4 protein-coding genes are annotated in these 13900 nt (G+C 46.6%); all 4 read left to right on the top strand.

The annotated features are described in order from the left end of the window. Nucleotides 1-654 precede the first annotated feature (654 nt). The 4 genes from R7F67_RS07930 (at nucleotide 655) to R7F67_RS07915 (ending at nucleotide 13422) form a co-directional block, all read left to right on the top strand. Nucleotides 655-1953, top strand: a complete 1299-nt coding sequence (locus tag R7F67_RS07930; RefSeq protein WP_182038394.1) for a hypothetical protein — start codon at nucleotides 655-657, stop codon at nucleotides 1951-1953. 7 nt (nucleotides 1954-1960) lie between these two features. Continuing rightward, the gene (locus R7F67_RS07925; RefSeq protein ID WP_246535126.1) at nucleotides 1961-2908 is read left to right on the top strand and encodes a formyltransferase family protein; all 948 of its coding nucleotides are present in this window, start codon (nucleotides 1961-1963) and stop codon (nucleotides 2906-2908) included. A 146-nt stretch (nucleotides 2909-3054) separates the two neighbouring features. Continuing rightward, on the top strand, nucleotides 3055-3669 hold the full coding sequence (locus R7F67_RS07920) for a phage tail protein (RefSeq protein WP_054576103.1): 615 nt from the start codon (nucleotides 3055-3057) through the stop codon (nucleotides 3667-3669). Nucleotides 3670-3984: 315 nt separating this feature from the next. Further along, the gene (locus tag R7F67_RS07915; protein ID WP_411913740.1) at nucleotides 3985-13422 is read left to right on the top strand and encodes an Ig-like domain-containing protein; all 9438 of its coding nucleotides are present in this window, start codon (nucleotides 3985-3987) and stop codon (nucleotides 13420-13422) included. Nucleotides 13423-13900 lie beyond the last annotated feature (478 nt).

The following is a 13900-nucleotide window of genomic DNA, read 5'->3' as shown; positions in this document are numbered from 1 at the left end:
TGAGTTCATGTTTTTCTTAATAAGTTTTTTGAAATATCTTTAAACTTATATCTTTTAAAAGATTGCACACCTTAAACTTATATTGGACTTCATTAAACTTTAAAAATTAAATTCTTTAATTTTAGAGATATAAATTGACAATCTTATTTTTAGTGTTTTTTTTGATCTCTATTCTGGCTAACTGATTTTTTCTAGTCTATAAATCAAATATCGGCAATTTCAAAATAACTGCCGAAAAAATTATTTTAATTTCAATATTATAAATAGTTGGCTTTATACTATGGATATTGGCTTTTTCTGCCTGTTAAAAGGCTTTCATATTACACCACACTTGAGTGCCGCGCTTACCTCTATTAAGGAGACTGCGTGGCTGCCATATGTCAAACGATCTTGCCATCGAGGGGATTGGCAAGCGCTTGCTTTAGAAGAATCACATCGAAAGGCCTATTACCCTAACTATTTACTACTCTCTGAATTTACAGGATTAGAACTGTTTTTATCTCAATTTTTCTGCCCAATTTTGTCAGTACGGTTTATGAAGTTAGAGCCGGGAGCTGAGATATTGTAACGCGGACCTCTGGCATATGTTTTTCTCAAGTACAGGTGTGTTACATCATTAACTACTGCTACAGCGGCAAGTGAGGTTCATGAATTATGCAAAAAGGCTCATCTATAGAATTCTACCAGCAACGTCCTCAATCTCGTGAGACGGTCGGTGTTGAAGAAGTGCAGCAACAAACTCAACAGTTTGGTTTTGCTGAACCCGAAATGGATGAGCTGCTTAAGTACTCATTACGGACTCAACTTGAGGCTATGCTCCCAAACCAACTCAGCACGGCTGAACGCCAACGGCAACTGAAAGAGAGTTTCGCTGCGGCAGTTGAGCTCGTATTGAAGGAGACGAAAGTTGAGCACCGAACACTGGTGCAAGCCTTTCAGAGCATGTATGGCAACGCTTGCCAATCTCTTTCTCTGGCTAAACTCACTCAAGAGGAACTGACCCGACAGTACATTTCCACGTCTGGGCTGGTGATGTCCCCACTTAACTGTAAACACACCATCAAAGATGTGTACCGAATTAAAGGCTTTGCGTGTGGTATAAACAAAGCTATCCAACATATGCTTGCCAACAAGTCACAGGTTAAAGTGCTTTATCCAGCTTGCGGCCCCTTTGCACCATTGCTGCTGCCTTTACTTGCTCACTACAAACAAAGTGATCGAATTAGCGCAGAGCAGCTTCAGGTGACACTAGTAGATATTCACCCCGGAGCCATTAAAGCACTCAATCAATTGATCGCGGATCTCGATATCGCAGACTACATTGAAGCCTTAGTGGAAGAAGATGCTACCCAATTTTCGCCAACTCAAACGTTTGATCTCCTGATACTTGAAGCGATGCAGCATGGCTTTAGTCGGGAAGGGTTCCTCAGCATCGCGAAACATTTGGTTCAATATTTACATATTCAAGGCGAAATGATCCCCAATCAGGTATCTGTGCGCGCCATGATGGTCATCGGGGAGACGGAATTTAATCAACAATGGGAAAAAGCAGAGTATGCACATTCCAACCATTGCCAGCCGGAAGCGATCGATGATCGAATTGATCTGGGAGAAATTCTTAACGTCAATAAAGCCATGTTGCTCAGAAGCGAGATTTTTGAGCTAGATGGTGGAATAAAAATGCTGCAAGGCAACACCATTGAGCTGCCGAAAGATGTGCCAGATATGGCAAAACGTATCCTCGCCATTTACAGCCATATCGATACTTACGGAGATGCGATGGTCGGACAATACGACTCTGGTATTACCCATCCTAATCCCGACATGACTTTTTATGTGGATGCCAAGCCCAAAGCTGTTGAACACCATTACTTTGAAGCGAAGGGAGGGGATAAGGTCAGTTTCTATTATCAGTTAACCGGATTGCCAGGTTTTGTCGCCACCCATGGATGATTTCGATATGCAGCAAAAATACGTCGTTTTTACAGGAAGTTGTTACGCCTTGCCCATCATTCAGTTGTTGGCACAACAACATAAATTGGCGGGCGTGGTAGTACCGGAAGGAGAACTAAATCCAGACTTACAGCAGCTACAGAGCTATCTGAGCGCTCAATCGATTCATATTGCTCAGTATACCGCCAATGATAGCAGTGCTTTGATAGCGCAACTCGATGCTTGGCGAGTCACGGATGGCGTCATCTATTTGTTCAGGCACATAGTTCATTCCTCGCTGTGTCAGTTTTTCAACGGAAACTTGTACAACATTCATCCGGGAAAGCTGCCCGAGTATCGAGGCCCGATGCCTCTCTATTGGCAATTAAGAGACGGTTTAGACACCTTTAGCCTCACCCTGCATCGTCTTGAGGCATCGGCTGATTCCGGCGCTATAGGAATGGAGTTAGAGGTACCATTTCACCCGTTTGAGACCTTAACCAGTGCTCAGAAAAAAGCGTCACAAATGACGGCTAAGCTGATGTATGACTTCCTCATCGCGCAACAAAAGCAAGGGCTGGTTTGGCGTGAACAAGTATCAAACCCCAACGAAGTAGCACGAGCAGTAAACCAACATGATCTGCACATTCGTTGGAACGTGCAAACGAGTCGCGAAATCGTCAACTTAGTGCGAGCAGGCAATCATGACTTCGGTGGTGCGATGTTGAGCTTGCCAAGTGGTGTCGCCAATGTTTTGCAAGCAAGCGCAATGGAGACTTCTTTAGTCGGTGTTGAGGCGGGGAGAATTCTCGAGATCAGCCCACAACATGGGTTACAAGTGAAAACGTTAGATAGCGCCATATCAATAGATGTTATTGCTACACCGCAAGGCGTGTTTTCGGGTTATCGCTATGCGCAAATGGCTGGGCTAGATGCTGGGATGTCATTGCTCCAGCACGCTTCTGCTTGTGAGTAAATAAATATCTCAATACGGCTCTTTGCGGCAGTGATGAAGCCCGTAACGGTATTTAGTAATGCGAGATTGGAAAGTTTTAACCAACCACACCAATTTCGTTATGGGCTGGTTTTAACTTAAGTGTATACGTTGAAAGGAAGAACAGTATGGCTACAGAACCGTATCTTGGGACACTAACCGCATTTGGTGGCAATTTTGCAATTAGAAATTGGGCAATGTGCTCGGGGCAAATGCAGGCAATTGAAGATAATCCAGCGCTCTTCTCTCTAGTTAGCACTCTATACGGAGGTGACGCCCGAACTACCTTTGGTTTACCTGATTTGCGTGGCCGCAGTCCAGTTGGTGTAGGCACACGACCTGGGGGGATGGATTATCATCAGGGAGAAAGATTGGGTACTGAACTGGTAACTATTGATATAACTCAAATGCCAGCACACTTACATACGGCAATTTTTACCCCTCTTGGCACTTCTGCACCTGTAACAGGCAGGATGAAGGTTGCTACCAATGCTGCAAATACACAGGTACCCGATAGTAATTCGTATATAGCGCAAAACTCTACCCCCGGGTTCTATAAACCGACGTTTCAGCAACCAGATTTGACCGAGATCGAAGGCTTAAGTGTGTCTGGTGGTGGCTCGGGCGGAGGTACTGTAGCTGTGACTGAAACAGGCGGTTCAATGCCACTTAATATTTTGAGCCCGGTATTGCCGATTAATTGGTTAATTGCCACTGCGGGAGTATACCCACCACGCAGCTAATCAACCAAGAAAGAATTGGCTGAAACTATCGCTAATCCTTTCCTATAAAAAAATTAAACATTTAAGTTGATTATGATAACCCGGCTATGTTGATAAGGCCGTCATCTTCAGGAGAGGAAAATGAGATTACGTCGTCAGGTAGCGATCGCAATTACAACAGCATGGGTGTCCTCAGCGTTTTTTTCCGGTGAAGCCTGGGCTGCACAGCAAACGATTAACTACTCTAATGGTTCAGGTTCCAGTTTTAGTGAGGTGGAGACCGGCGTCACTGGGGGTATGCCCTCGGTCACTCTTACCAATGCAGGTGCTGTGTCTATGGTATTAGATGCCGGCAATAGCACTGATAGCACTCCGTTTACTGGCCTAAATGACCTCGGATTTGTAGCTGGTGTTCTTTACTCAAATACCATGATTAATGAGTTCAACAATCGTGGCTTCCGCTTTTTTGAGAAATCAAGTACTAACTTCAGTTTCGACGAAATTACCTTTATGCAGGGGTCGGCGCGAGACTCAGATAAAACGTATCAACTTGTGTTAACTGGCTTCTCTAATGATACTCAAACAGTGACCGAAACTGTCACCTTGCCAAAAGGTGGTGAAGCAAACTCAGGGTTACAGGACTTGTTTACCCTGACCCGTGGTACAGATTTTAATGATTCGGCATGGCAGGACGTTGATACAGTGACTATGGCGTTTACCCGAAGTCCGGGTGCTGACTCTCGTTATCTTATCAGAAGTATCAAGATTGATGACGCTGCGGTTTCAGACTCTACCGCGCCTACTTTTGTCAGTGCGAGCTCAACCCCCACTGATGATGCAACCAATGTTTCTGTTAGCAACAACATCGAGATTGCCTTCGATGAAAATATTGAGCTGAAGAGCGGCAATATTACCATTCGTAATGTTACCGACAGTCGCGACTTTGAAGTATTTAATGTTGCCACCGAAAGCGATGGCAAAACAACATCACCAGGCGCTGGTCGCATCAGTGTTACCAACAATAAAGTTTACTTAAACCCAACCAGTGATCTGGCAGGGAACCGGACCTACGCCATTCATATTGAATCCAGTGCCGTGGCTGACAGCGCAAATAATAGCTTCGCTGGGATCAGCGATGATGCCACATTTAACTTTACGACAGTCGATACCACGCCAAATGCGCCATCTACACCCGATTTAGATGCTAGTTCGGATACCGGGCCATTAAATACTGATAATATTACCAGTGACACTACACCAACGTTTAGTGGGACTTCTGAGAGTGGATCGATCGTTACTTTATACAGTGATCAAGTCGGTGGAGGTGCAACGGTTATTGGCACAGGCACTGCTACTGGAGGAAACTGGCAGATAACAACCAATGAGTTGGCGTCTGGTATTACACATGCAATAAGTGCTAAAGCGTCTGATAGCGATGATAATGTTAGCTCGGCATCCAACGCGTTAAGTGTCACCATTGATACAATAGCACCATCCGTAGTGAGCATTACCACGCCGATTGAGGCTGACAGTATCGTCAACGCTGCAGAAGACAACGATGTGTTGATCGCTGGCTCCGGCGCGGAAGCAGGCAACAGCGTGACCGTGACTATCACAGACAATAACAGCTCTGTCAGTCGTACGGTGACGGCCGACAACTCAGGCAACTGGACGCTGAGCGGCAGCGAGCTGGATGTCAGTGGCCTGAACAATGGCACCCTGACGGTGTCTGCAACCCAAGCAGATATAGCAGGTAATATCTCCACCGCAGCTAGCCAGAGTGTTACCCTAGACAATGCAGCCCCATCAGCAGTGACCATCACCACGCCGATTGAAACCGATGGTATTGTCAATGCGGCAGAAGACAACGACGTACTGATTGCTGGCTCCGGCGCGGAAGTAGGCAACAGCGTGACCGTGACTATCACGGACAATAACAGTTCTGTCAGTCGTACGGTGACGGCCGATAACTCAGGCAACTGGACGTTGAGCGGCAGTGAGCTTGATGTAAGTGCGTTTAACAACGGCACCCTGACTGTGTCTGCAACCCAAGCAGATATAGCAGGTAATACTTCTACCGCAGCCACCCAGAGTATTACTCTGGACAATGCAGACCCATCTGCTGTAATCATCAATACGCCGATTGAAACTGATGGGATCGTCAATGCGGCAGAAGACAACGACGTACTGATCGCTGGCTTCAGTGCGGAAGCAGGCAATAGCGTGACCGTGACTATCACGGACAATAACAGCTCTGTCAGCCGTACGGTGACGGCCGACAACTCAGGCAGCTGGACGTTGAGCGGCAGTGAGCTTGATGTCAGTGGCCTGAACAACGGCACACTCATAGTTGCTGTGACGCAATCGGATACGGCGGGTAATACCTCCAGAGTGACCACCCAGAGCATTACCTTAGATAACGCCGCACCATCAGCTGTGACCATCACTACACCGATTGAAACCGATGGTATTGTTAATGCAGTGGAAGATAACGATGTGTTGATTGCTGGCTCCGGCGCGGAAGCAGGCAACAGCGTGACCGTGACTATCACGGATAACAACAGCTCTGTCAGTCGTACGGTGACGACCGACAACTCAGGCAACTGGACGTTGAGCGGCAGCGAGCTGGATATCAGTGGCTTGAGCAATGGCACCCTGACTGTGTCTGCAACCCAAGCTGATATAGCAGGTAATATCTCCACCGTAGCCACCCAGAGCGTAACCCTAGATAACGCAGCGCCATCCGCTGTTACCATTTCCACGCCGATTGCAATCGACGGTATCGTCAATGCGGCAGAAGACAATGATGTGCTGATTGCTGGCTCCGGCGCGGAGGCTGGCAATAGTGTGACCGTGACCATCACGGACAATAACAACTCAGTCAGTCGTACGGTGACGGCCGACAATACCGGGGCTTGGACGACTATTGGCAGTGAGTTTGATGTAAGTGCGTTTAACAACGGCACCCTGACGGTCGCGGCGAGCCAGAGCGATGCGGCGGGCAACACCTCCAGTATAGATAGCACAACAATTACGTTAGATAACGTGAGGCCAACTGTTTCTTTGAGCAGCTCAGACCTTGATTTGATCTCTGGCGAAACGGCGAGTATCACGTTCACCTTAAGTGAGTCCTCAAGTGACTTTACTGAGTCAGATGTCACCGTCACTGGCGGCAGTTTGTCTAACTTTGCGGGCAGCGGTGACAATTACACGGCCACCTTTACGCCGGATAGAGACAGTACAAGTACAGCGACGATTAACGTGGCGGCAGATTTCTTTACCGATGCTGCCGGGAATAGCAACACTGCTGCGCCTCAACTGTCTATAACCGTTGATAGTTTAGTGCCGAGTGTGACTATCTCCAGTGATAAATTGGCGCTGAAAGCGGACGAAACGGCGACCATTACCTTTACCTTAAGTGAAGCGTCGAGCGATTTTACCGAGGCGGATATCACGGTTAGTGGCGGTACTTTGTCTGGTTTTGCTGGCAGTGGTAGCAGCTACACTGCGACCTTTACACCAACGGAAGAGAGTGCGACGAGCGGTACTATTGAAGTTGCCACAGGCACATTTACCGATGCCTCTGGTAACACCAATAGTGCAGCTACACCACTTTCCATCAGCGTCGATACTGTGCTTCCAACCGTTAGTATCACTAGCTCCAGCGCTGCGTTGAAAGCGGGTGAAACGGCAACACTCACGTTTACCTTGAGTGAAGCCGCAACTGATTTTTCCGAAGCCGATGTGACCGTGGCTGGAGGAACTCTTTCTAACTTTGCGGGCAGTAGCGCCAGTTACACGGCTACCTTTACACCTGCAGAAGAAAGCACTGAGGATGCAACTATTGATGTTGCAGCCGAGAAATTTAGCGACGCAGCTGGCAACCTCAATACAGCAGCGACTCAGTTGTTGATCTCAGTGGATACGGGGATCCCGACTGGACATAGCATCAGCATTGATCAGGAGAGCATTAACAAAACCAACGAACAGGCGATGAGCTTTACCTTCGCAGCAGCTGAAGTGAACGCGATGTTCACTTATAGCGTGACCGACGGTACCACGACCATTGACGGCGCTAGTCAAACAATTTCTTCGGAGACCATGCAAGTAACGGGCATTGACGTCACTATTTTGCAAGAGGGGACGTTGACAGTAAGCGTGGTGGTAACCGATGCCGCAGGCAACGCATCTGATGCAGTGACGGATACTGTGACCAAACGCTACGATGTCGCGCCAACGGTAGTTGATGATAGCTTCTCGACTGAGGAAGATACGGCGAAACAATTTAATCTGTTAGCCAACGATTCCGATGTTAATGATGACATGGTCGCTTCTTCTACAACGATTAAAACGCAACCAATTAAAGGTCAGGTGTCGATCAGCAACGGCGTTGTTACCTATACGCCAAATAATAATGAGACAGGCACAGATAGCTTTACCTATACCGTGAAAGATGCCCTGCTGCAGGAGTCGCAAGAGGCGACAGTGACCGTCACTATCATGGCTATAAATGATGCGCCAGTCGCTAAAGCGCTGACCATCAACACCGACGAAGATACCGCAAGCGCAGCAGTCAGCGCGCGTAGTCAAGCGGAGGATGTTGAAGATGGCATCCCAACGGGTGATTTATCGTTAGTTAGTTTGCCTCAAAAAGGACAAGTAGCCATTGATCAAACTGTAGGCACTTTTGTATATACGCCGAATCCGAATGAAAATGGTAGCGATAGCTTTACTTACACGATCGCAGACAGTGAAGGCGGCGTTTCTCTTGCGGCCACGGTCAGCGTCAATATCGGTTCCGTCAATGACTCACCAGTAGCGGAGGAAGACAGTTTTACTTTTGATGAAGATATCACATCGACACTCGATATTTTAAGTAACGACAGTGATATTGAAGATGGGTCATTCACCCCGAGTAGTATTACCCTGCAAGATCTTGGTCAAGGAGAGGGGGTATACAGTTTTGCCACGGTCAGTGTCAATGTCGATGGGACCTTAAAGATTGTGCCAACAGCGAACGTTAATGGTCAACATAGCTTTACCTACATGCTAACCGATAGTGGTCAAGCAGCCTCAATGCCCGCAACCGTCACGCTCAATATTACGCCAGTGAATGATGCCCCCGTTGCTGTTGATAACAGTGCACAACTACTAGAGGGAGGCTCCTTCGAGGTCAATGTATTAGGCAATGATAGTGATGCCGATGTTGGAGACAGTTTTGAACTCACTAGTGTCACAGTCGTCGATACGCCAGCACATGGCAGTGTGAACGTGACGGCGTCAGGAGCGATTGTTTACAACCCCAATGAGAACTACTTCGGTGAAGATAGCTTCACCTATACGGTGGCAGACTTAGCAGGTGCTGTATCTAACGCCGCAACAGTGACCATGACAGTAACACCAGTCAACGACGCACCAATGGCGCAAGCACAGTCACAAACGCTTGATGAAGACAATAGTTTGGTGATCACGCTGGTTGGTTCAGATATTGATAACGATGATGACACTCTGCAGTATCTTATCACTGAGCAAGTCAGTCATGGCGTGCTAGAGCAGTTGACCAATAATAGTTGGCGCTATACACCAGAAGCGGACTTCAATGGCTCCGACTTCTTCTTGTTCAAGGTCAACGACGGTGATCTCGACTCGACAGAGGTTCGTGTCGATTTGACGGTTAATGCAGTCAACGATACACCAACCGCGACCAGTGTCAGTGCTACGGGAGAGGAAGAAATACCGCTGACCATTACTTTAAATGGTAACGATGCAGAAGGCTCATCTTTGAGCTATCAAATTGTAAAATCGCCAGTCAACGGTAATGTTACCGTCACAGGCAATCACGCGGTTTATACGGGTAACAGTAACTTCTTTGGTCAGGACAGTTTCACTTACAGCGTAAGTGACGGAGAGCTTACCTCTGTAGTGGCGTTAGTGACCATCACAGTGAATAACGTTAATGACTCGCCAGTGATTACGGGTACTCCATCGGCGCAAGTGGATGAAGATAGTGTGTATCAGTTTGTGCCCGCCGCATTGGATAATGACCCAGCGGATACTCTGACCTACTTGATAGCTAACAAGCCACCTTGGGCTACATTTGACAATACAACAGGAGCGCTTTCTGGCACGCCAAGTAACCGTTATGTGGGGACTTATCCAGATATCGTGATTAGCGTATCCGATGGCACTATTTCTTCCTCATTGTCAGCGTTTTCGATTACTGTGAATAACGTTAACGATGCACCCGTTATCTCTGGCTCACCAGCAACACAAGTGAATGAAGACAGCACCTATTTGTTCACGCCACAAGTGTCAGATGTTGACAGCCAAGCCTTCACCTTCAGTATCGTGAACAAGCCATCTTGGGCTAGCTTTGATGCATCAACAGGCACGCTCAGTGGTACTCCAGATAATGGTGATGTTGGCAAATATCAGGGCATTGTTATCTCGGTTTCTGATGGTCTCACGACAACAATGCTCAATAGATTCAGTATTGTGGTTAACAATGTCAATGACGCGCCGATGATCAGTGGCACTCCTGCTCTTACCGTCAACGAAGGCAGTACGTATCGCTTTGCACTGCAGGCATCGGATGTTGATAGTAGTAGCTTGAGCTTTTCAATCCGCAATAAACCATCATGGGCAACCTTTGATAGAGTAACTGGGTTGCTAAGTGGTACGCCGGCAAATGAGCATGTTGGCAGCACCAATAATATTGTTATTAGTGTCTCAGACGGTGAGCTAAGCACATCTCTAGCAGCGTTTAGCATCACGGTAATCAACGTCAATGATGAGCCAGTGGCGGTTAATGATACCTATGTCTTTACCGAGAGTAACGATGGTAGCTACTTATTGGATGTACTCAGCAACGACAGCGATATTGACCTAGATACATTACAACTGGAATGGGTTAAACCTACATCTGGAACGGCAACGATTGTGGGCAGTCAAATCCAATTGGTAACGACCTCAATTGGTACAGTGGCAGTGCAATACAGTGTGAAAGATGGTAACGGTGGAAAGGCCACCGCGAAAGCAATCGTGACAATTAAAAGTGCGAAATTGGACGCACCAACAATAGCCGCACCTTCAGATATCGAAGTGAACGCAACTTCGCTCTTTACTAAAGTTGCATTAGGCTCTGCTGTGGCACGAGATAGTACAGGCAAGCTATTACCTGTTTCATTGGTCGACAGCACGACCTTTTTCCGACCTGGAACTAATACGGTCTATTGGCGCACTCAAGACTCTGATGGAAACGTCGCTGAAGCTAGTCAAACGGTAACAGTGTATCCACTGATAAGTATCTCCAAAGATGCGCAAACCACGGAAGGCACCAATCATAGCGTATCGATACACCTTAACGGTCCTTCGCCGAGCTACCCAGTAATCATACCTTATACGGTTTCAGGAAGCACGGACAGTGATGACCACACGCTCACCTCTGGTGAAGTGGTGATACCTAGTGGTACCGAAGGCAAACTTTCGTTCGAACTACTTAATGATGGACAAAATGAGGGCGTTGAAACCTTAGTGATTGATCTGGACAGCACCCTTAATCTAGGTAGTAAGCGTCGTTACACCTTGACAATCTTTGAAGAGAATGTGGCTCCGAAGGTCACGGTAAGTGTATCTCAGGCGGGGGAGCAGCGGAGACAAATTGAAAATGGTGTTGAACCGGTCACAATCACGAGCAGTGTTAGTGATGCCAATATGTCCGATATACACAGTTTCAGATGGAGTAGTGATAGCGATGTACTTAACCAAGCGATTGCGGGGCAGATGTACAGCGAAACATTGACTTTCTCTCCGCAATTACTGAGTTCAGCGATTTACAATTTGCAATTGACAGTTACTGACAATGGCACTCCACCATTATCAGTGACACGGAATGTCTATTTAGAAGTGGTACAAACATTGGCGGAGCTCGGGAGTGAAGACAGTGATGGCGACTTAATCCCGGATGATCAAGAAGGTCATAATGATAGTGATGGTGATGGTATCCCTGATTATCTTGATGCAATTTCTGACTGTAACGTAATTCAACAGGTTGTGTCAGAAAAAGATCGCTTCCTCATTGAGGGGCAGCCAGGTGTCTGTTTACGCAAAGGAATAACCATTCTGACTAACGCAACAGGAGGAGCTTTATTGCTGGATGAGGAGCTTCCTAAAGATATCAATATGAAGAGCATAGGGGGAATCTTTGATTTTGTAGTAACTAATTTGCCGCTTCCCGGTCAAAGCTATCAATTAGTTATGCCTCAGCGTTTACCTGTTCCAGCAAATGCAGTGTACCGAAAGTATAATGCTGAACAGGGGTGGGTAGACTTTATTGAGGATGCTCAAAACACAGTTTCTTCTAGTGCTGGCGAGGCTGGTTATTGTCCGCCACCAGGGCACAGTTCATGGTCACAGGGTCTGACTGAAGGTGACTGGTGTGTACAACTTACCATTGAAGACGGTGGCCCGAACGATGATGACGGATTGGCTAATGGCAGTGTCGTTGACCCTGGCGTCGTTGCCGCTCGTGTAAGCAATAATACACTCCCTCAAGCGATTGACGACAATGCGTTTGTTAGTCTCAATGGTACGGTGACGATCGATGTATTGAGCAATGATACCGATGCTGATGGTGATGGGCTGAAGGTAAGTCGCGCTTCTGTAGATATTGGTAGTGTTAGTGTGGTTGATAACAAACTAAGTTATGTCACTCAACCACAGTACTACGGGGAGGCTTTGATCACTTATAGCGTAACGGATGGTAATGGTGGAACGGGATCGGCGAAGGTGACGGTAAATGTGGTAAACAGTCAGAATCCGAATGCGGTGGACGATAATATTACCACCGATGATCGTACCCCTGTCACGGTTTATGTCCTTGCTAACGATACCGATCCGGATAACGACACATTGAAGTTGGTTTCAGTCCAAGCGCAGTATGGGCAGTCGGTCATGAATGCAGATCAGAGCGTGACCTATACCCCTACCTCAGGGTTTGAAGGCAATGATGTGTTGACATATATCATTCAGGATAGCCAAGGCCTGCAAGACGCGGGGAAAGTTATAGTGACCGTTAAGTTGGTAAGAGATGTAAAGGTTGAAAATACTTCAGCAGGATCATTGGGTGGCATAGTGTTGATGCTTTTGATTTTGTTAGGAGCCATGCAACGTTATGGAAGAAACAGTGCTTTAGCACTAATTGCTGTGTTTAGTTTTAGTAGTCAAGCGGGTTGGTATGTTGATGTTCAAATGGGGTCAAGCCATGCAGATGAGCGTGATGCTGTTAAAGGTGATAACGTAATCTCTACTGACAACACCGGGCTCTATCGCTCTGTCGGGTTTGGATATACTTTTTCTGAGCAATGGTCTGGAACTATTCGTTATATTGATATGGGTGAAGGTAGCGCTACATTGCGTAGTGCTACTACTTCACCAGAAGACTATCACGCCAATGTCGCATCGATAGCACCACTCCTTGTTAAGGGCATGGGCTTCGACATCGGTTATAAGTTCTGGCAATACAATTCATGGTCCGCAAAACTGAGTTTGGGGGGCTTGTTCTGGGAAACCGATATTGAAAGTACGTATCAAGGCAGCAAGATAACGACGGAAGTGGATGGTTTTGATGGATATATTGGTGCAGAAGTTGGCTACAACTTCTCAGATAATTGGGAGATCGGTGTCCAAGGCGCTCGTTATTTTTTACATGAAAATGATGTTGATATAATTGCGCTACAACTTCGTTATTTTTTTGAGCCGTTAGCAGCGTATTAACTTATGGTTTGGTATTTTTCGATAATTTATATCCCAATTGCTCATGAAGCGGTATGGTAAATCACTGGAGATTAATGTCGTGATTGTGCTCTTTATTATGTAGGTCAATAGTCTATAACAAATCCTTAATTACCTTGAAGTCTTTTCTTCTTTAACATCTAGCGAAAGATAGTGTTTTGATAGAGTGTTAAACAGAACTTACGGTTCGATATTAGAAAAATAAGGTTCATTGAATGCTCGATGTGAACTTAACTTAAAAGAAGATGATTTACGCAATAGGGTTGTTGGTAGTGCTGCAAATGTCAGCGTGATACGTCGCTTTACTTTGAACCTAGTACGTTTACAGGCGAAGAAATATAGTGTTGGGGCTGAAGCCAAACCAAGCGTGTCAGAGCGACACAGTTCGTATTGAACCCTTATTGGGTTGAAAAGCGTTCCACGCTGGCTGTCGCCCTGATGCTGATAACTGCGACGATAA

It is taken from the genome of Vibrio sp. YT-17 (genome assembly GCF_033337375.1).
Lineage (GTDB): Bacteria > Pseudomonadota > Gammaproteobacteria > Enterobacterales > Vibrionaceae > Vibrio > Vibrio alginolyticus.
The sequence above is the reverse complement of the archived record's forward strand: the minus strand, read 5'-3'. Positions and strand labels throughout refer to the sequence as shown.

What these genes read in the sequence shown, in the direction of transcription:
- R7F67_RS07930 (WP_182038394.1), top strand. Translation starts at nt 655, where the DNA reads ATGCAAAAAGGCTCATCTATAGAATTCTACCAGCAACGTCCTCAATCT.
- R7F67_RS07925 (WP_246535126.1), top strand. Translation starts at nt 1,961, where the DNA reads ATGCAGCAAAAATACGTCGTTTTTACAGGAAGTTGTTACGCCTTGCCC.
- R7F67_RS07920 (WP_054576103.1), top strand. Translation starts at nt 3,055, where the DNA reads ATGGCTACAGAACCGTATCTTGGGACACTAACCGCATTTGGTGGCAAT.
- R7F67_RS07915 (WP_411913740.1), top strand. Translation starts at nt 3,985, where the DNA reads ATGGTATTAGATGCCGGCAATAGCACTGATAGCACTCCGTTTACTGGC.